The following is a 20,001-nucleotide window of genomic DNA, read 5'->3' on the forward strand; positions in this document are numbered from 1 at the left end:
AAGGGCTTTCCTTTATTTTTTGAAAAATAACTTTTGACAATAGAATAACAACATATACACACCAAGACTTTGTAAAATGAATAGACTTGGTATAGTTAAACTACTATATACGATATCCTTATTTAAAAGTTTCATGCCGATGTATCCTGTTATAAGTAACAATAAAAACATATAACCTTCGCTCTTTTGTTTCTGAATGAGAAAATGTAACAGTGCAATCGACATAAATAAATATACTGCTATAAAAATAAGTTTTTCGCCTTTTAGCAATAATCCATTCATTCCTTCTGCAGATAGCTGCTCTGCACTCGGTTTAATAGCAGCGAGCCTTTCCGTTTCTAACTCATTTAATTTTTGATTCAGGCGCTCTTTCAAACTTTTTGTTTGAACCGTTTCTTGTTTATTACGCTGCTCTCCAACTAAAACAGATTGCACGTACGTATCGTTAGAAATGGCGTACTGCTTTATTCCCATCGCTTGAATTCCATAATTCATGGCGAAATGCATTACATAAAATACAGCCAAAGCTCCGATCAATTTTAACAATACATTTTGTTTATCTGCACTTTGAAATACTTCCACTAGCACGACATATACCATTATTAAAATAATTATAAATGCACCTACTGGATACATCATATTGCTAAGGGCAAATAATATGGCCGCACATACCCACATATAAGAATGGCTCAATCCTTTATGCAGCAAGACATAGGTTGCAAAATAAAATAGAAATGTCGCCAATAATTCTCCTGTTAATAATGAACAAGAAAGAATGTTAGGCAAATATAGTGCGTAAAACACTGCCGCAATTCGACCGCATTCCTCTTGAAATAAAATTGTCGCGATGCGGTAAATAAAAAACACTGTTCCTGCACAATATAAAACATTACACAATTGCAAAACAAACGTAGCATCGCCAAATACGCGAATTAATACTGATTCATATATAATGAATGGTATTTGACTAATAAGGGTTACATTGCCGTTTCCCAGCGCAACTTGTTTTGCAGTCTCATACGCAGCTCTCATATCACCTATAACTGGGGCATCAAAAAAGAGAATTGCTCCAAGTCTAACAAGAACCGTCATGCTCATCAAAAAAATGAGGAACTGTTTATCTGTAAATCGATATTGCAAAATAGAAGCAAGAAGTAACAGTAGTATGACAAAAATTGAGAGCGCAATCGTTAAACTCGTGACACTTCCACCAAAAAACTGTTTACTTCCCTCGAAAGCATTCCAGCAAGAATACACAAAAAAAGCAAGCATAATTCCAATAATGATTTTACTAAAAAAAGATGAAAATCCTGTTTGTATGTTGTTCATATGTATATTGCACCTCTATTTCCATTTACCCCGCTATTCGCGGGCAGTAATATCCCCATCTCAAAAGTCAGCAAGAGCAAAAAAGTTAGGTGGGGGATAAACTACCCGTAAAAGCCCGATTGGTTCAACTAATAATCAGTGGGGGATGAAGACCCCCCACTGATTAAAGTTTCACTTTATAACACAACGATTCTATCACGAATGGACACATGACAGTTAAAAAATTTTACATAACAAAAATGTAGCAGTCATTTTTCACTTGCAATGTAAGCGAAACCTCTTTTACACTACAATTTATACAAAATAAATTTTCTTTCAGTTATACGAATAGAAATACAATATTATTCTATTTTAAGAAAGTACACTTTTATCGAATCTCAATTGTCTAAATCACAAACTACATTCGACAGAAGATACTAACCTTTTTTATATAGTAAACAGGCCTACCACTCTGATTGAAAACATAAATAGGAGTCGATTATATGGATAAGAAATTTATGAGAGAATCAAAAGCAATTAAAACAACGCGTGTTTTCCCAAATGATTTAAATAACCATCAAACACTATTTGGCGGTAAACTATTAGCGGAGATTGACAGCATTGCATCTATTGCAGCAGCAAGACATAGCCGAAAACATTGTGTAACAGCTTCTATTGATTCTGTTGACTTTTTAACCCCAATTCACCAAACAGATTCTGTTTGCTATGAAGCGTTCGTTTGCTATACAGGAAGATCTTCAATGGAAGTATTTGTGAAAGTTGTTGCAGAAAACTTATTAGAAGGAAAGCGTCGCATTGCTGCAACTTGCTTTATTACATTCGTAGCACTAAAAGATGGGAAGCCGTCTTCTGTCCCACAAGTCCTACCAGAAACAGAAGAAGAACATTGGTTATATACAACGGGCAAAGAACGTGCACAAAGTAGAAAAGATAATCGTTCAAAAAGTAAAGAAATGGCTGACGTATTAACATTAAATAAACCTTGGAATGTATAATTAAAGGCCCCTTAGCGAATGTAGACTCACTATATTCGCTATTTTTTAAATACGTATTTAAACATCCCTTCTTACAAAACCCATCTGATTCACTCTAACCTACTTCATATATCTTCCTCACCAATAGTTGATTTACAAAGTTTATGTGCGGTAAACTTATACCCGTGGTTATTCACTACGTTTAATAATAGATTCATGAAGGAATCCATCCCAATAACTAATATGATTCACATGAAAGGTGCTATATTCACCTTTCATTTGTATGGAAAGGTGAAATTATGCAAAAGTCACTTGTATCAAATATTTTCTATAAAATATTGCTCAATACCTTTAATATCATTCTCCCCATTTTGGTAGGCCCCTACGCTTATCGAACACTTGGGGCAACTTCAATAGGAACAGTTAGTTCCGCTGAAACCATTTTTAATTATTTTTTCATTTTTGCTGTATTTGGTGTATACCAATATGGATTACGTGAAATTAGCTTAGTTAAAAATGATAAGAAAAAAGTTTCACAATTGTTCACAAGCCTATATGTGATTAACTGTACAACAAGCATCCTAGCTCTAGGGGCATTCGTACTCTTTAGTTACCTTGGGTACGGGGACCAAAACTTATTCCCTGTACTACTCATCTTTGGATTTAATTTCATTTCCAATTTGTTTTATGTAGAATGGTTTAACGAGGCACATGAAAATTATGATTTCATTACGAAGAAAACTGTTATCGTTCGACTTATTTACGTGGTACTTCTTTTCGCTTTAATTCACGGAGTAGATGACTATAAAAAGTTCGCTGCTTTATTAGCCTTATCAACATTTTTAAATCACATTATTAGCTTTATATATGTAAAACGTCGAGTTAAGTTTGATTTTTCCAATTTAACAATTGTTCCACACTTAAAACCTTTATTGTTGGTTGTTATCTTTTCAAACGCCAATATGCTATATACACAATTAGACCGCCTCTTCCTATTAGAAGTTAATGGAGAAGCTACGGTTGCTTTCTATGTAATGGCATTTCAAATTATGACCATTATTAATACACTTATGCTAAGCGTTGTACAAGTTACAATTCCAAGGCTTTCTTATTTATCGGGAAATGCAACTGAAGGAGAATACGAATCCTTACTAAATAAAATTTCACAAGTATATTTCATTACTCTTTTCCCAGCTGCTATCGGTTTAATGCTTATTGCGCATGGGGCCGTTATTATTTACGGTGGAGAAGAGTATGCTGCCGCTGGTGATACATTAACGGTTTTTGCATTTTATATGATTTCAGTAGGAATTGAATCTATTTTATCAAACCAAATTATTTACGTGAAAAAGAAAGAAAGTATTTTAGTACGCTTTTTATTCATTTGCGGTTTTATCAACCTTGCATTAAATTTCGTACTCGTATTTTTCCGTATACTTACACCAACAACAGCAATTATTACAACAACGATTGCGAACTGTACATTGATTGTATTGGAGTATATTTATATCAAAAAGAAACTAAAAGTAAATTACACATTATTCGATATGCAAAAGCTAAAATACTTGTTTTATTCACTAACATTTTTACCAATTGCATTCTTAGTGAATACAGTAATTCCAGGACAAATTCTACAAGTTATCGTCACAATGTTAGCATGTGGACTAGCTTATGCACTGATCCTATTCATTGTGAAAGATGAAATTCTCTTTCTACTATTAAACAAAATAAAGACAAGATTTAAACGAGCTTAATATACAATAAACTATTTTTATTCCTATAAATAAATGAACCCTCTTGAAGGAGCTGTTATAATTGAAATTCTCTTTAATCATGGCCACTTGTGGCAGACGTGATGATATTCTGGATTTACTACAATCGCTTGAAAAACAAACCTATCAAAACTTCGAGCTTATTGTAGTGGACCAAAATGATACACCTATTTCTGATCTCTTTGAAGACTACAAAGAGAAATTCGCCATTAACTATATTTATACACCAATTAAAGGATTATCCCGCGCTCGTAATGCAGGATTAAAAGTAGCTGACGGTGATATTATTGCTTTTCCAGATGATGACTGTATTTATGAGACGAACGTGTTAGAAAGCATTCTAGAAACATTTAATAATGATAAAGATATTCATTTTATATCAACAAATACAACAAATGTTGAAGGGACTGGCTCATTAATACTCGCTCCAGAAACAGATATTATTTTAAATAATAAGTACGGATTCCTAGGACCGTCTTTTGCATTATTCTTTACGAAACAGTTCGTACAAGATGTTCGTACATTTGATGAAGACTTAGGTGTTGGATCTGGAACAATTTACGGAGCTGGTGAAGAAACTGATTTCGTACTGCGCGGTATGAAAAACGGATATACAGGATTATTTAAAAAAGACCTATTCGTATATCATCCAGTAAAAGAAGAAGTCATTAATGAACAATCATTAAAAAGGGCTATTTCCTATGCCGGTGGTTTCGGAAGAGTCATTCGTTTACATTATGGCTTCCCTTACTTTTTACGTGCAGTTGCAGCTGCTACATTCCGTATGACGCAAAATATTTCAAACGATAAACGTAAATTTCATGCAAATCGCTTGAAAGGAATCGTTCGAGGGTATTTTAAATAGAAGAAAAAAAGAAGAGCAAACTTTAAAATCGTTTGCTCTTCTTTTTTACTTAGCTTTTCTCTCCAAAAATGAAATAGTCTCCTTTAATCCCTCGCGATAAGATGTCTTTGGTACTTTACCAACATACCTCTCATACTTTTCCCCGCTCAATATGACTGGTTCTTCTGTCAAATACAACATTTCTACAAACTCTTTCATTTGCTTATCAAATAGGCCAAGCATTCCAATCATACGCTTTTTCACGGTCATTATCGGTTTTGTATATCCTGTTAATTCTCTTATGTGCCCAATCATTTCTTCCCCTGTAATTACACCACATCCTGGTATATTCCAGTTTTGTCCGTATGCATCATCACGTAATGCTAGTTCGACAATAGCTTTAGCTCCATCCGGTGTAAAAATATATTCCCTAGCAAGTTTCTTATCCCCGACAAAGCTAGATATTTTATTTGCAAGAACACCTTGCAATGTATGATGAATAAGTGTACTTTCTGCATTTGGTCCATAAAAATCTGGAAAATGAGCGGTAAGTACCGGTACTCCAGCCTGTTTCGCCATCAATTCAAGCTGCAAACGAATTTTCCCTTTCTTTGTGTGCGGATTCTTCACAGCCTCCTCCGTTACCCTTGCTCCCTCTTGTCTTCCATATGCATAAATATTATCTACCATCGCTAATTTAGCACCGTGATATTTCGTCGTTTCTAATATATTTTTTAGTAACTCTGGTTGTTTTAGTTCCCAATCTGTATACGGTATATTTATAGCATGAAATATAACATCTACACCTTTAGCAGCTTCCATTATATTTTCTTGCTTACATACATCTCCTGCTACTATTTGTATCCTTTCTTCCCCATGGAACAAATCTTCTAGCTTTTTTTTATTTCTTGCAAAGGCAATCACATCAATCCCTCGCCCGCATAGCTCCTTTGTAATTGCATATCCCATTGCCCCAGATGCACCCAATACTAACGCCTTTTCCATTATTATACCCCCTTTAATTAACCACTGTTCAATTAATTCTAAAAAGAAAATCACTTATATCAGAAGTGATTTTGCAATAAACTCCACATGTGCTTTAGCTAACCCTTGTACATCTTCAAATGTTTGACCACTTCCACAGTAATGTGCAACAAATCCATGTAATGATAAAAAAACAGACCATACTGTCATTACATTTATATTCCCTTTACATAAAGAGGATATAACAGAAGCAAACTTCTCATAACTAACGTTTGGCCCATCTGCTAAACATTCTTTTAATTCCTCATCTTTAATCAAGAACATAATTTCATAATGACTTTGATTTCGTAAACCGAATTCAATAAATCCAAATAAAACTGCTTTTAATTGCTCTTCTTGTTTTAAATTTAGAGCAGTAATTTCATCTAATTTTTTATTTAACAACTGAAAATCTTGCTCAACCATCGCATAAAAAAGATCTGCTTTATTTTTAAAATGGTAATAAATTGAGCCATGGCTATATCCTAATTCTGCTGCAATTTTACGCATCGAAGTATGCTGATATCCTTGTTTTATAAATAAATCCCTCGCTGCGTTTACAATCATTTCCCTTGTTAATTCTTGTTTAACTGCTCTTCTTGGCGACATTTTTTAGACCTCACAATTTAATTAACCACCGTTCAATTACATTATATTCCTTTTTCAAAAATAAGCAACCTTATTTTTGAAAAAATATACATTTTGAAAGGATAGCATTCTATCTAAGAATTTAGTATCATGATTCAAGATACTATTTTGAAATGGACGGAGGACACTATGAGCTTATTAACAGTTGAAAACTTAGGTCACACATTTGGTGATCGTACACTATTTAAAGACGTATCAATGCGTTTATTAGCAGGAGAGCATGTTGGATTAGTTGGCGCAAATGGCGTTGGCAAATCAACATTTATGAATATTATTACTGGACAACTTATCCATGATGAGGGACGCGTAGAATGGACACCTGGTACACATTATGGATATTTAGACCAACATACGATTTTAACACCTGGTAGAACGATTCGTGAAGTATTGACAGATGCATTCTTACCTTTATTCGAGAAAGAAAAAGATTTAAATATCATTGCAGAAAAGATGGGTACGGCTACACCAGAAAAATTAGAAGAACTTCTTGATCAAATGGCAGAAATACAGGATGCACTTGAAGCAGGTGGTTTCTACTTATTAGATATTAAAATTGAAGAAGCAGCACGCGGTCTTGGAATTGATGCGATTGGATTAGACCGTGATGTTTCTGCATTAAGTGGTGGCCAGCGTACAAAAGTATTACTTGCCAAGCTGTTACTTGAACAACCTGAAGTACTATTACTAGATGAGCCGACCAACTATTTAGATGTTGAACACATTCACTGGTTAACGACTTACCTAAAAGAATATCCACATGCGTTCCTTTTAATTTCACATGATACGGAATTTATGAACAAATGTGTTGATGTTATTTTCCATCTAGAATTCTCAAAAATGACACGTTATACAGCGACATATGAGAAGTTTTTAGAGCTTGCAGAAATCAATAAAAATCAACATTTAAACGCTTATCAAAAGCAACAAGAATTCATTAAAAAACAAGAAGATTTCATTGCGAAAAACAAAGCTCGTTATTCTACGACAGGTCGTGCCAAGAGTCGCCAAAAACAACTTGACCGTATGGAACGTATTGATCGTCCAGAAACAGCAATAAAACCAGAATTCTCTTTCAAAGAATCTCGTGCAAGTAGTCGCTTTGTCTTTGAAGGCGAAGATGTAGCAATTGGATACACGCATGCTTTATTGCCTAAACTAACGATGACAATTGAACGTGGTGAAAAAATTGCAATTGTTGGATGTAATGGTGTTGGTAAGTCAACATTATTAAAAACAATCTTAGGTAAAATTAAACCATTAAGCGGGAAAACAAGCCTTGGTGATTTCTTAGAACCAGCATACTTCGAACAAGAAGTAAAGGCCGATAACATAACACCTATCGACGCTATATGGAACACATTCCCAAATTTAGATCAACATCAAATTCGTGCTATGTTAGCGAAATGTGGTTTGAAAAATGAGCATATCACTCGTCCACTAAACCAATTAAGTGGTGGAGAACAGGCAAAAGTTCGTTTATGTAAATTAATGGGTGAAGAAAGCAACTGGTTACTATTCGATGAGCCAACAAATCACCTTGATGTTACAGCAAAAGAAGAGCTGAAAAAAGCAATGAAAGCATACAAAGGAACGATTCTTCTTGTATGTCACGAACCAGACTTTTACCAAGATTGGGTAACAAAAGTTTGGAATGTAGAAGAATGGGCCGAGCAAAAAATCTAACCATACCTGTTTCTATGTGGCAGTATAGATGTTCTAAACTGCCACATACTGTATATTAATAAGACATCATCATGTTGGAGGCTATAAGTATGCTTTTTAATTCCTATGAATTTATGTTCCTCTTCTTACCTATAGCAGTTATTGGATACTTCTTATTACAAAAAGTAAATCGAAACCTTGCCAAACTTTTCTTAGTAGGTATGTCTCTCTACTTTTATGCATATTTCGAAACAAAGTATCTACTGCTAATAGGTGTTTCATTATTTACCAATGCCCTCATAGGTAACCAAATTATACATAAAACAAATGAAAAAACTAGAAAGATATTATTGATAGTCGGCTTACTCTTTAATATCTCGTTGTTAGGATATTTTAAATATGCAGATTTCTTTCTAGATAATGTGAATCTTTTATTTGGAACTGATTTTCCCTTACTAAAATTATTACTACCTTTGGGGATTAGCTTTATCACTTTCCAAAAAATAGGTTTCTTAGTCGATTGTTATAAAAAAGAATTAACAAAGTTTAATTTTATTGATTTTTGTTTATTCGTAACATTTTTCCCGCAACTTATCGCGGGGCCAATTGTCCACCATAGTAAAGTTCTACCTCAATTCCAAGATGAATCTAAAAGGAAATTAAATATAGAAAATATAACAAAAGGACTCTATATCTTCGGAATTGGTCTTACTAAAAAAGTCGTAATTGCAGATTCATTAGCACAATGGGCTGATTTTGGATTCAGTAACGTTAACCAACTATCTACAACTGACGCTTGGATTTCCTCACTCGCATACACATTACAACTCTATTTTGACTTTAGTGGATATTGTGATATGGCAATAGGTGCAGCGTTATTATTCAATATTACATTACCCGTTAACTTCTTCTCTCCTTATAAATCATTAAATATTCAAGAGTTTTGGAGACGTTGGCATATGACATTAGGACGATTTTTCACTCAATATGTTTATATTCCGCTAGGTGGTAGTCGCAATGGAAAAGTTAGAACTTATATGAATTTATTTTTAATTTTCCTTATTAGCGGCATATGGCATGGAGCTGGATGGACATTTGTAATTTGGGGTGTTTTACATGGTCTAGCTATTGTGTTACATCGTATATTTACAGACTTAGGCTGGAAAATGCCTAAAGTTTTTGCGTGGATTTTAACGATGGGGTTTGTGCATGTTGCATGGGTATTCTTCAGAGCCACTTCAGTAACAGATGCTTTGACGATGTTAAATCGTATGTTCAATATAAATTATCTAGATGTTTCAACAGCACTTATTCAATTCCGCCCCGAGACATTAGCAGGCGTTTCTAAATTAGATAATTTAATATACACAATTACTAATCTTTTCCCTTTCCAAGTAACAGGTAATCAATTCAATTTCCAAACCATCCTGTATTTATTAATAGGGATAGCTATTGTGTTACTTACAAAAAATTCTATAGAAAAGTTAGAATCTTTCCGTCCAAAACCGATTTATGCTTTCGCATTGGCAAGTATGTTCATACTTTCGTTAATGTACTTAACTCGTGTAAGTTCGTTCCTGTATTTTAATTTCTAATAAACGTAGGTGAAAAGTATGTATAAACGTTTTATAGTCTGGTTTATTATATTTCTATTCGTTTTAGGCGGAATAGTCTGTTCTATTGTTTATAAACTAGATCCATTATATATGTATAAATTTAAAAAAGATAACTATTTTTATGCGACTGAACGCTATCAAATGCCTGGACTCATTAAAAATATGGAATATGAAACTTTGTTCGTAGGTACCTCCATGGGGAGAAACTTTCTTGAACCTACAGCTGATCAATTACTTCAGACCAAAAGTTTTAATGCCTCTCTCCCTGCCTCAACAGCAAGAGAGCAAAAAATGGCAGCGCAGCTATCTATTAATTCAACAGATGTTAAAAATATCATTTGGGAACTTAATTTATATTCTTTTTCTGGGAAACCTGACTGGGTATTAGAGGGTAATTCACCCTTTCCTACATATATGTACGATACAAACAAAATAAATAATATAAAATATTTCCTTAGTCCATACTCTCGAAAAATGGCCTTAGAAAACTTTAAGTTACAATTAGATCCAACAAAACTCACACAGGATCCTTATTGGCTTTATAAATTTGGAGATAAGGAAACTCATTTCACTGTAGAAAATGCTAAAAAAACTATCGATGCAACGCCTCCTCAGCCAATAACTGAAGGTTGGTATCATAAACCAATGCTCGAATCGTTCGATGATAATATTGTTTCATTTGTAAAACAGCATCCAGATGTACAGTTTACATTCTTTTATGCACCATATCCAATTACATATCATGTAGTTTCAAATAAAAATGATCCACAGTATACAAAAGAAAATGTATTATTTAAAAAAGAAGTATTTAATAAACTCAAAAATCTTCCTAACGTTAAGCTCTATGATTTCCAAGATCAAAAAGATATTACATACAATCTTTCTAATTATATGTGGGATCAAACACACTACTATAGATATATAAACGATTGGATTATAAAAGAACTATCAGTAAGAGAACCAATTACTAATGAAAAGGATTATGAACAAAGATTATCAAATTTCGCAGATGAAGTAACGCATTTTGATGCTTCTAAATTAACAAATACAGATGTAAAACCTAACTAAAAAAGAGTTGTCCATAAATTGGTTTCACCGACTTATGGACAGCCCTTTTTTTGTATATATAAAGAATTATCTCGTCCTGTATAGCTGTAAGCAACTACAGTACATTTTTCAACTTCTAACTATGATTTGTGTCTTTACTCATTTTATTAATTCATGCCATCAACAGGATTTTTCTTATTATACATATGGTTAATACCAAAAGCAGCTAGAATAACCAGAGGCAGTGTAAATGAATAATGATATCTTGATGCTACTTCTACCAATAGTTGTGCTAGTGTTAATCCTATCGCATAAAGACAAATAATGAAAACTGCAGATTTATTTCTATTTTTAAATGCTGTCGCTATACCTAAAAGCGAAGTTGCAATTAAGAAATAATAAAAAACATTAGATATTACGGCATACCTTACCGTATGATCCAAAACTGATTGTGCATATGTGACAGCCTGGCTATCATCCTCTAAAAGAATGAAGAACTTATCAAAAAATAACTGTAGAAAATCTATGTTACCACTTTGTATTCTCTGCTTCGCTTCTTCTAACATTTGTTTTTGAGCATCATTTGCACTCCAGCCCGGTTTATCACTGTAATGCATAAGTAATTCAGAATCTGCTGCATTCCATGTTCCTGAACTTTCTGTATTAAACCCTACATGAATATTGTACCCAGGTGTTGAGGCTATTTCTTCTCCCAAACGCAATGTTATGTAATGATTTGCGGCCGAAGAAAAAATGACATATCCCGCGATGACAACACCCATATATATCGCCTTATTTAAAAGCATTTTTTTATTGCCAATATGCCTTGTATCTATTATAAAAAACCATATAGCTAAAGCTATAATAGGCACCGCCGCAATTGGACGTACCATATTCATTAACGCAAGCATCATAGCTAATAAAACTGAATGAAAGAGCAATTTTTTCATACTCATATTTGGAAGCTTTTCATAAACAATAATCATAATTGCCCACATTAATAACAGTATTGTACAATACAGCGGTTCGGAAATTACAAACATATTATAAATCGTTTGTGAAGGCAAGAGAATCCATAGGATACTTGCAGTTATTGCCGTTTTAACACCGCCAATTTTTCTACCTATAAAATATATTAACCCCATTGATATCGTCGATAGGACTACATTAATAATAGGAGGAATCATATAACTTGCTCCAAATATTTTGAAGAAAAAGCTTAAAAACCATGCATATCCAAAAATATGAGGAAAGAGTGCTACATATCTCTTACTGATAACAAAACTGTTACTGAGTGATTCTGCAGTATAGTAGAAGGTTGCATAATCAACAAGTGGTTGAATTCTATATATAAGCACCCACGTTAATTTAACTGCTAAACAAACAATTAGTAATACGAAAAAAATTTTTGTTTCATTTAGTTTTTCAAGATATAGTGATCCTTTTCTAAGTATAAAAGTTCCACCTACACACAAGAGTAAAAAACTAACTAACACTAATACATAGTTATATTTTTGCGTATCAGAGAAGTAATGAACTATTAATAATGCAGCAAAAAATCCGTAAATCGTATATACGGCTCGTGTCGAAAAGGTTGATAATCCCTTAAAAAATGTGTTCAACAATTACACTCCTTTAATTAATATTTATCCCGCACTAACGGGCATTAAAACCCTCCACCTCAAGTTTTAAAGAAACTTCGGGAGGATAGGTGGGTGGTGAAGAATCCCCCACTGATTAAAGTTTCACTTTATACAAGAATGTTATAACGATACCCGTATGTTGTTCATAAAAAGGTTCGAAGAATTGTTTTTCACTTAATAAACTAAGCAAAAACCCATATTCTTATTAAAATGTTCTCATATATCCAAGTTATTGAATTCCACTACAAATTAATATACCTTAATAAAGTTGGGATTTCCATATTCGATTTAGGACTACCTCTTATACCCCATATAACAATTAAAACTATATGAAAAAAACTTTTCACTCTCCTATATTCATATTACGCTTTTATAAGAAATAGGAATTATGGGGAATTTAAACATGCACTTCTTCATTTTTCGAACCAACTTATATATATAATAACTATTTTATATATACACATTAATATATAATAGAATAAGGGTGTTAAAAGGGGAAAATTAATCTATCTAAAATGTGCAACATGTTACTAACAACTATGATATAATTATTAATTGTTGTTTATGATATAGAAATCCGCTTCATAATCAACTATCTTATATATTTTATAAAGATGAGGATACTATTATGGAGAAATTCTTAAAGTTTGGCTTAGTAGGGATCTTTAATACACTCATTACAATCATCAGCTATATAATCTTAGTGAAATTTGGAGTAAATTACCTTATCGCAAATATAATTTCTTATTTAATTGGCGTTGCAAATAGCTATTACTGGAATAAGAATTGGGTGTTTCAATCTAATGGTAGAAACCTATCCGTTTTTCTAAAATTTCTGATTGTAAATCTAATCGTATTAGCTTTTAATACACTTAGCCTATTTATATTGGTAGACAAACTTTTATACAATGAATTTATTGCGCAAATTTTTGCGATCGGTATTGGGATGATAATGAACTTTTTCCTTAATAAAGTTTGGACGTTTAATCAAAGTGAAAAATCCCACTAATTAGAGCGTATTAAAATTGATTGAAACTAAGGAGGACAGAACCATGGACAAACTCATTTCGATTGTCGTTCCTATGTATTTCGAAGAAGAAGTAGCACAGGAATGCTATAATCGTTTAAAATCTGTTATGATTCAAAATAATATCAATTATGAATTTGTATTTGTAAATGACGGCAGTACGGATCGAACAATGGAAATTTTAAAAGAAATTGCCGCACACGATTGTCGTGCTAAAGTTGTTAATTTCGCACGTAACTTTGGTCATCAAACTGCTGTTACAGCAGGTATTGATTGCGCAAGCGGAGATGCTATCGTAATCATAGATGCGGACTTGCAAGATCCACCAGAAGTTATTCCTGAGCTTATAGCAAAATGGGAAGAAGGCTACGAAGTTGTTTATGCAAAAAGAAAGCAACGTAAAGGTGAAACTTGGTTTAAACTTTTAACAGCCAAATATTTTTACCGTTTCCTAAACTATATGTCTGACATTGATATTCCGAAAGATACTGGTGATTTTCGAATTATCGATCGTAAAGTTGCAGATGTTTTCAAGCAAATGACAGAGCGCAACCGTTTCATTCGTGGGATGATGTCTTGGGTTGGATTTAACCAAACATATGTTGAATATGAAAGAGATGAACGCTTTGCTGGTGAAACAAAATATCCGCTAAAGAAAATGATTAAATTTGCATCAGATGGTATTATTGCATTCTCTACAAAGCCATTAAGAATTGTCATGACATTAGGCCTAATGTCTGTTTTCATCTCTATTCTTGTTTTACTATACACTGTTATCATAAAAGTAATTGGAGAAGATATTCAAACAGGCTGGGCATCTATTATGGTTGCCATTACATTCTTCAGCGGAATTCAATTACTTGGCCTTGGAATCGTTGGGCAATATATCGCTCGTATTTATGATGAAAGTAAAAACCGTCCAATTTATATTGTGAAAGAAACAATAAATGTCGATCAGAAAGATACTTCTGATTCTAAGAGAGAAAAGGTAAGTTCATTATAAATAGAAACAAAAGGGTATCGTTATATTTTATAACGATACCTTTTTGTTTCTTACTATAGTACTACTTCCACATTCAAAAATGAAACGGCGATAAACTGTCCCTAAAAAGCAATTGGTGAAGTCTAGTACTCAGTAAGAATCACTTCCCGCTGAGTAAAGTTTTACTTAATAAAACAACTGAATTTTTATCATATCAACTCTTTTATATGATAATACCCTTTCAGCCGTAATTTAAAATCTTTCAAATCAGGATATGCATTTAAATTTGATAACATCCCTTGAATAACAGGGATTCTTGGATTGGACAATTTCATTTCAGATTCAAGAACATCTAAAGTAACTAACAACTCATCATTCTCTAACTGATCTGCTAATGTACGTTTAAACGTAATGATTTCCTGTAAAAAATGCTCTTTTGCCTGTTCTTTAATAAGCTCTGAACTACAAAAGAATTGTCCTAGCTTTTCCTCATGTAAAACCGGTTTATCTGAAGAATTCAAAAGTCCCGCTACAAGATCATCTACTCGCTTTAAAACAAATGTAGCAACATGTGATAAATCAATATCTGGTGCATTTAAAATGATCAACTCTAAGTATCCACGGCATATTCCCTCTACTATAATCATAAGGTCTAATAAATATGGTGTAATCTTATCGCCATAAATAGATAGTAAGCTATTTCTATAGAATGCATGTGATTCAAGCTTCATTCTCATCATAAATGCTTCTACCTCTTTATTGAATGGAATCGCATTCTCCCGCGCGTGCATGATGATAAACTCCTTATGCTTTTGCACATCACTAAACTGACAATGTAATTGTTTCTCAAATTTTTCACGTGGAAGTAACGATTCTCTATCAATATCCATCATCTTATTATGAATTTTTTCATAATAATACCGAAGTGTCGCTAATAACAATTCATCTTTCGACTTGAAATATAGATAAAAAGCTCCTTTAGATATCCCACAACCCGTCACAATCTCTTGCACTGATGTTGCATTTACACCTTTCGTTGCAAATAACTTCATTGCCATCTCTATAATTAAGCGTTCTTTTTCTTTCATATTTTCTCTCCTATTTTAATCTCGCATCTTAAATTTTCAACTTACTTTTATTATACCATCCCTTTTCATTGACGACTGACCATTTAGTCAGTTATATTATGTATTAGACTGACCGACTGGTCAATATATGTGAAAAGGGAGCGCAAACATGAACAAAATTATTAACTTTTCGTTAAAAAACAAGTTCGCAGTTTGGCTATTAACCATTCTCGTTACCGTGGCAGGAATTTATTCTGGGCTTAACATGAAGCTAGAAACGATTCCTGACATTACAACTCCTGTTGTAACAGTAACAACGGTTTATCCTGGTGCTACACCAGCTGAAGTAGCCGATAAGGTATCAAAGCCAATGGAGCAGCAACTGCAGAATTTAAATGGAGTCAATGTTGTCAGTTCTTCCTCTTATCAAAATGCTTCCTCTATTCAAGTGGAATATGACTTTGATAAGAACATGGAGAAAGCTGAAACTGAAATTAAAGAAGCACTTGCAAATGTAAAATTACCAGAAGGTGTAAAGGATCCAAAGGTTTCTCGAGTAAACTTTAATGCTTTTCCTGTTATTTCATTAAGTGTAGCGAGTAAAGATGAATCTTTAGCTACTTTAACTGAGAAAGTTGAAAAAAATATCGTCCCAGGATTAAAAGGTCTTGATGGCGTTGCATCTGTGCAAATTTCTGGGCAACAAGTAGATGAAGTACAACTCGTCTTTAAACAAGATAAGATGAAAGAACTAGGTTTAAGCGAAGATACTGTTAAAAATATCATTAAAGGTTCTGATGTATCTTTACCACTTGGGCTCTATACTTTTAAAGATACAGAGAAATCAGTTGTTGTAGATGGAAATATCACAACAATCCAAGCTTTAAAAGAAATGAAAATCCCTGCTATCCCTTCAGCAGCAAGTGATCAAGGTAACCCAGGAGCTGGGACTCAAACACCGCAGATGAATCCAGCCGCAACTAATGGGATCCCAACTGTTACATTAGAAGAAATTGCTGATATTAAAGAAGTTGGAAAGGCAGAATCTATTTCTCGTACAAATGGAAAAGAAGCAATTGGTATTCAAATTGTTAAATCTGCTGATGCAAATACTGTTGATGTCGTAAACGCGGTCAAAGACCAAGTTAAGGAATTTGAGAAGAAATATAAAGATTTAGAAATCATTTCGACGTTTGACCAAGGTGCACCAATTGAGAAATCAGTTGATACTATGCTTAGCAAAGCAATCTTCGGTGCTATCTTTGCTATTGTCATTATTATGTTGTTCTTACGCAACATCCGAACAACATTGATTTCTGTCATTTCTATACCACTCTCCTTATTAATCGCTGTTTTATTGTTAAAACAGATGGATATTACTCTTAATATGATGACACTTGGGGCAATGACCGTTGCAATCGGACGTGTTGTCGACGATTCAATCGTTGTTATTGAAAATATTTATAGACGCATGTCCTTATCAGGTGAAAAATTAAAAGGTATGGACTTAATCCGTGAAGCAACAAAAGAGATGTTTGTTCCAATTATGTCTTCTACAATCGTGACAATTGCCGTCTTCTTACCTCTTGGACTTGTAAAAGGTATGATTGGTGAAATGTTCTTACCATTTGCTTTAACAATTGTATTTGCACTATTAGCTTCACTACTTGTAGCAATTACAATTGTACCAATGTTAGCTCATTCTTTATTTAAAAAAGAAAGTGTGAGAGAAAAACAAGTTCATCATGAAGAAAAACCAAGTAAATTAGCAAATATCTATAAACGTATACTTGGTTGGGCATTAAACCATAAGATCATTACATCTAGCATGGCTGTTCTTCTATTAGTAGGTAGCCTTGCACTTGTACCGATTATCGGTGTTAGCTTCTTACCATCTGAAGAAGAAAAAATGATTATTGCAACGTATAACCCTGAACCAGGACAAACTTTAGAAGAGGTTGAAAAAATAGCAACAAAAGCTGAAAAGCACTTCCAAGATAAGAAGGATGTAAAAACAATTCAGTTCTCATTAGGTGGAGAAAACCCAATGAGCCCGGGCAACACAAATCAAGCTATGTTCTTTGTCCAATATGATAATGACACAAAAAACTTTGAGAAAGAAAAAGAACAAGTTATTAAAGACCTACAAAAGATGACAGGAAAAGGCGAATGGAAAAACCAAGACTTTGGGGCTAGCGGGGGTAGCAATGAAATTAAGCTGTATGTATATGGAGATAGCTCAGAAGATATCAAACCTGTCGTAAAAGATATTCAAAATATCATGAAGAAAGAAAAAGACTTGAAAGATATCGACTCTAGTCTTGCAAAAACATATGTAGAGTACACATTAGTCGCTGATCAAGAAAAACTAAGTAAAATGGGTCTAACTGCTGCTCAAATTGGAATGGGTCTTTCTAATCCACATGATCATCCTGTTCTTACTACAATCAAAAAAGACGGTAAAGATGTTAACGTATATGTAGAAGCTGAAAAGCATGATTATCAAACAGTTGACGATTTAACAAACCGTAAAATTAAAACACCACTTGGAAATGAAGTGGCTGTAAAAGATGTTATGACTGTAAAAGAAGGTGAAACATCTAATACAGTAACTCATCGTGATGGTCGTGTTTATGCAGAAGTAACTGCTAAATTAACATCCGATGATGTTTCAAAAGCATCATCGACGATTCAGAAAGAAGTCGATAAAATGGATCTTCCTTCTGGCGTAGATGTTTCTATGGGCGGTGTGACAAAAGATATACAAGAATCATTCCAGCAACTTGGATTAGCAATGTTAGCTGCGATTGCTATTGTATACTTCGTTCTTGTTGTTACATTTGGCGGTGCCCTTGCACCACTCGCAATTTTATTCTCGCTACCATTTACAATCATCGGTGCCCTTGTTGCCTTGCTGATTTCAGGTGAGACATTAAGTGTATCAGCAATGATTGGGGCTCTTATGTTAATTGGTATCGTTGTAACGAACGCAATCGTTCTTATCGACCGTGTAATTCATAAAGAAAATGAAGGCCTATCGACACGCGAAGCCTTATTAGAAGCTGGCGCAACTCGCTTACGTCCAATTCTAATGACAGCAATTGCTACAATTGGTGCTCTAATCCCGCTTGCACTCGGCTTTGAAGGCAGTGGATTAATTTCTAAAGGACTTGGAGTAACCGTAATTGGCGGCTTAACAAGTTCAACCTTATTAACACTTCTTATCGTTCCAATTGTGTATGAGGTACTCAGCAAGTTTAAAAAGAAAAAAATAGCAAAATAAAGAAATAACCTCGCAATATGCGAGGTTATTTTTAATTTCCAAACAGGATAAGAAAATCTCCATAGCCTTCTTTCTCTAATTCCTCTTTCGGGATAAAGCGAAGTGCTGCTGAATTAATACAATAGCGGAGACCATTTGGCCCTGGTCCATCAGGAAACACATGACCAAGATGAGAATCTCCTTCCTGACTTCTTACTTCCGTACGGGTCATATTGTGACTAACATCTATCTTCTCATTTACACTAGCGGACATGACAGGCTTTGTGAAACTTGGCCATCCACACCCACTATCAAATTTATCTAAAGAAGTAAAGAGTGGTTCACCAGATACAATATCCACATAGATGCCTTCCCCTTTATGATTCCAATATTCATTTTGAAAAGGCGGCTCTGTACCATTTTCTTGTGTTACATAAAATTGCATATCCGTTAATCGCTTTTTTAAATGTGCATTATCTTTTGGCCAATGTTGTTTAATAAAAGCATCTCGACCGGATCCTTTTCGATATAGTTCATAACGAAAGGCATTTTTCTTATGGTATCCTTGATGATACTCTTCGGCAGGAAAGAAAGTAGCAGCCGGAAGAATTTTTGTTGCAATTGGTTTGGAAAAACGTCGGCTCTCAGCAAGCGCTATCTTTGAAGCTTCTGCTTGTTCACGTTGCTCCTCACTATGATAAAAAATTACTGTTTCATAGGACTGTCCACGATCATGAAATTGTCCTCCAACATCTGTTGGATCAATCTGTCTCCAATACATATCTAACAATTTTTCATATGACATTTTATTCGCATCAAATGTAATTTGTACCGCTTCATAATGTCCTGTTGTTTCAGAGCAAACCTCTTTATACGTCGGATTCTCTTTATGCCCACCTGTATAACCTGAAATAACTTTGATTATACCTTCCATCTCTTCAAATGGTGAAACCATGCACCAGAAACATCCCCCTGCAAACGTAGCAAGTTCTATCTTCTCATTTACAGACATTTACTTCACCCCTATTCTTTCATTCTTCTTACAGTATTGCATATATATATGAAAGTTATAAAAGAAAAAGCATCGGCGTTCGATGCTTTTTCT

The 20,001-nt window shown here is 33.9% G+C and carries 15 protein-coding genes; 9 read left to right on the forward strand and 6 right to left on the reverse strand.

Annotated features, from left to right (window positions below):
* Window positions 1-12 precede the first annotated feature (12 nt).
* On the reverse strand, window positions 13-1,329 hold the full coding sequence (locus tag CN373_RS14340; protein WP_001059976.1) for a glycosyltransferase family 39 protein: 1,317 nt from the start codon (window positions 1,327-1,329) through the stop codon (window positions 13-15).
* Between the two features lie 482 nt (window positions 1,330-1,811).
* Here CN373_RS14340 and CN373_RS14350 point away from each other — a divergent pair, with 482 nt between their 5' ends.
* The 3 genes from CN373_RS14350 (at window position 1,812) to CN373_RS14360 (ending at window position 4,940) form a co-directional block, all read left to right on the forward strand.
* On the forward strand, window positions 1,812-2,324 hold the full coding sequence (locus tag CN373_RS14350) for an acyl-CoA thioesterase (RefSeq protein ID WP_000358322.1): 513 nt from the start codon (window positions 1,812-1,814) through the stop codon (window positions 2,322-2,324).
* Between the two features lie 278 nt (window positions 2,325-2,602).
* Complete coding sequence (locus CN373_RS14355; RefSeq protein ID WP_001172743.1) at window positions 2,603-4,057, forward strand: oligosaccharide flippase family protein; 1,455 nt, start codon at window positions 2,603-2,605, stop codon at window positions 4,055-4,057.
* 61 nt (window positions 4,058-4,118) lie between these two features.
* The gene (locus CN373_RS14360; RefSeq protein WP_000672700.1) at window positions 4,119-4,940 is read left to right on the forward strand and encodes a glycosyltransferase family 2 protein; all 822 of its coding nucleotides are present in this window, start codon (window positions 4,119-4,121) and stop codon (window positions 4,938-4,940) included.
* Between the two features lie 45 nt (window positions 4,941-4,985).
* Here CN373_RS14360 and CN373_RS14365 read toward each other — a convergent pair whose 3' ends face one another.
* Together CN373_RS14365 and CN373_RS14370 are read right to left on the reverse strand one after the other, a co-directional pair.
* Window positions 4,986-5,924 carry an SDR family NAD(P)-dependent oxidoreductase gene (locus CN373_RS14365; RefSeq protein WP_000409489.1) on the reverse strand — a complete coding sequence of 313 codons (939 nt, stop codon included), beginning with the start codon at window positions 5,922-5,924 and terminating at the stop codon, window positions 4,986-4,988.
* 54 nt (window positions 5,925-5,978) lie between these two features.
* Window positions 5,979-6,551 carry a TetR/AcrR family transcriptional regulator gene (locus CN373_RS14370; protein ID WP_000075003.1) on the reverse strand — a complete coding sequence of 191 codons (573 nt, stop codon included), beginning with the start codon at window positions 6,549-6,551 and terminating at the stop codon, window positions 5,979-5,981.
* 129 nt (window positions 6,552-6,680) lie between these two features.
* Between CN373_RS14370 and CN373_RS14375 the strand changes: the two genes are divergently transcribed.
* The 3 genes from CN373_RS14375 to CN373_RS14385 all read left to right on the forward strand — a co-directional run bounded on the left by CN373_RS14375 (window position 6,681) and on the right by CN373_RS14385 (window position 10,936).
* On the forward strand, window positions 6,681-8,273 hold the full coding sequence (locus CN373_RS14375; protein WP_002058642.1) for an ABC-F family ATP-binding cassette domain-containing protein: 1,593 nt from the start codon (window positions 6,681-6,683) through the stop codon (window positions 8,271-8,273).
* Between the two features lie 89 nt (window positions 8,274-8,362).
* Window positions 8,363-9,847: an MBOAT family O-acyltransferase gene (locus CN373_RS14380; RefSeq protein WP_000898589.1), complete on the forward strand. Its 1,485-nt coding sequence runs from the start codon at window positions 8,363-8,365 to the stop codon at window positions 9,845-9,847.
* 18 nt (window positions 9,848-9,865) lie between these two features.
* Window positions 9,866-10,936 (forward strand): hypothetical protein, encoded by a 1,071-nt coding sequence (locus CN373_RS14385; protein WP_098359574.1) that lies wholly within the window; start codon window positions 9,866-9,868, stop codon window positions 10,934-10,936.
* A 146-nt stretch (window positions 10,937-11,082) separates the two neighbouring features.
* Here CN373_RS14385 and CN373_RS14390 read toward each other — a convergent pair whose 3' ends face one another.
* Window positions 11,083-12,537, reverse strand: a complete 1,455-nt coding sequence (locus tag CN373_RS14390) for a glycosyltransferase family 39 protein (RefSeq protein WP_098359575.1) — start codon at window positions 12,535-12,537, stop codon at window positions 11,083-11,085.
* 649 nt (window positions 12,538-13,186) lie between these two features.
* On the opposite strand from CN373_RS14390, the gene CN373_RS14395 reads away from it, so the two are divergent.
* A complete protein-coding gene (locus CN373_RS14395; RefSeq protein WP_000410524.1) occupies window positions 13,187-13,567 on the forward strand; it encodes a GtrA family protein in 381 nt (126 codons plus the stop codon).
* Between the two features lie 43 nt (window positions 13,568-13,610).
* A complete protein-coding gene (locus CN373_RS14400) occupies window positions 13,611-14,588 on the forward strand; it encodes a glycosyltransferase family 2 protein (RefSeq protein WP_000359367.1) in 978 nt (325 codons plus the stop codon).
* 188 nt (window positions 14,589-14,776) lie between these two features.
* On the opposite strand, the gene CN373_RS14405 is transcribed toward CN373_RS14400, so the two are convergent.
* The gene (locus CN373_RS14405; RefSeq protein ID WP_000659628.1) at window positions 14,777-15,655 is read right to left on the reverse strand and encodes a TetR/AcrR family transcriptional regulator; all 879 of its coding nucleotides are present in this window, start codon (window positions 15,653-15,655) and stop codon (window positions 14,777-14,779) included.
* 148 nt (window positions 15,656-15,803) lie between these two features.
* Between CN373_RS14405 and CN373_RS14410 the strand changes: the two genes are divergently transcribed.
* Window positions 15,804-18,917, forward strand: coding sequence for an efflux RND transporter permease subunit (locus CN373_RS14410; RefSeq protein ID WP_001033541.1), 3,114 nt, complete (start codon window positions 15,804-15,806; stop codon window positions 18,915-18,917).
* Window positions 18,918-18,948: 31 nt separating this feature from the next.
* Here the strand turns inward: CN373_RS14410 and msrB are convergent, their stop codons facing one another.
* Window positions 18,949-19,908 (reverse strand): peptide-methionine (R)-S-oxide reductase MsrB, encoded by a 960-nt coding sequence (gene msrB, locus CN373_RS14415; RefSeq protein WP_098359576.1) that lies wholly within the window; start codon window positions 19,906-19,908, stop codon window positions 18,949-18,951.
* Window positions 19,909-20,001 lie beyond the last annotated feature (93 nt).

This window comes from Bacillus cereus (assembly GCF_002561295.1).
Lineage (GTDB): Bacteria > Bacillota > Bacilli > Bacillales > Bacillaceae_G > Bacillus_A > Bacillus_A cereus_S.

Coding starts and splice junctions, on each gene's coding strand:
- CN373_RS14340 (WP_001059976.1), bottom strand. CDS start 1,329: ATGAACAACATACAAACAGGATTTTCATCTTTTTTTAGTAAAATCATT.
- CN373_RS14350 (WP_000358322.1), top strand. CDS start 1,812: ATGGATAAGAAATTTATGAGAGAATCAAAAGCAATTAAAACAACGCGT.
- CN373_RS14355 (WP_001172743.1), top strand. CDS start 2,603: ATGCAAAAGTCACTTGTATCAAATATTTTCTATAAAATATTGCTCAAT.
- CN373_RS14365 (WP_000409489.1), bottom strand. CDS start 5,924: ATGGAAAAGGCGTTAGTATTGGGTGCATCTGGGGCAATGGGATATGCA.
- CN373_RS14370 (WP_000075003.1), bottom strand. CDS start 6,551: ATGTCGCCAAGAAGAGCAGTTAAACAAGAATTAACAAGGGAAATGATT.
- CN373_RS14375 (WP_002058642.1), top strand. CDS start 6,681: ATGATTCAAGATACTATTTTGAAATGGACGGAGGACACTATGAGCTTA.
- CN373_RS14380 (WP_000898589.1), top strand. CDS start 8,363: ATGCTTTTTAATTCCTATGAATTTATGTTCCTCTTCTTACCTATAGCA.
- CN373_RS14385 (WP_098359574.1), top strand. CDS start 9,866: ATGTATAAACGTTTTATAGTCTGGTTTATTATATTTCTATTCGTTTTA.
- CN373_RS14395 (WP_000410524.1), top strand. CDS start 13,187: ATGGAGAAATTCTTAAAGTTTGGCTTAGTAGGGATCTTTAATACACTC.
- CN373_RS14400 (WP_000359367.1), top strand. CDS start 13,611: ATGGACAAACTCATTTCGATTGTCGTTCCTATGTATTTCGAAGAAGAA.
- CN373_RS14405 (WP_000659628.1), bottom strand. CDS start 15,655: ATGAAAGAAAAAGAACGCTTAATTATAGAGATGGCAATGAAGTTATTT.
- CN373_RS14410 (WP_001033541.1), top strand. CDS start 15,804: ATGAACAAAATTATTAACTTTTCGTTAAAAAACAAGTTCGCAGTTTGG.
- msrB (WP_098359576.1), bottom strand. CDS start 19,908: ATGTCTGTAAATGAGAAGATAGAACTTGCTACGTTTGCAGGGGGATGT.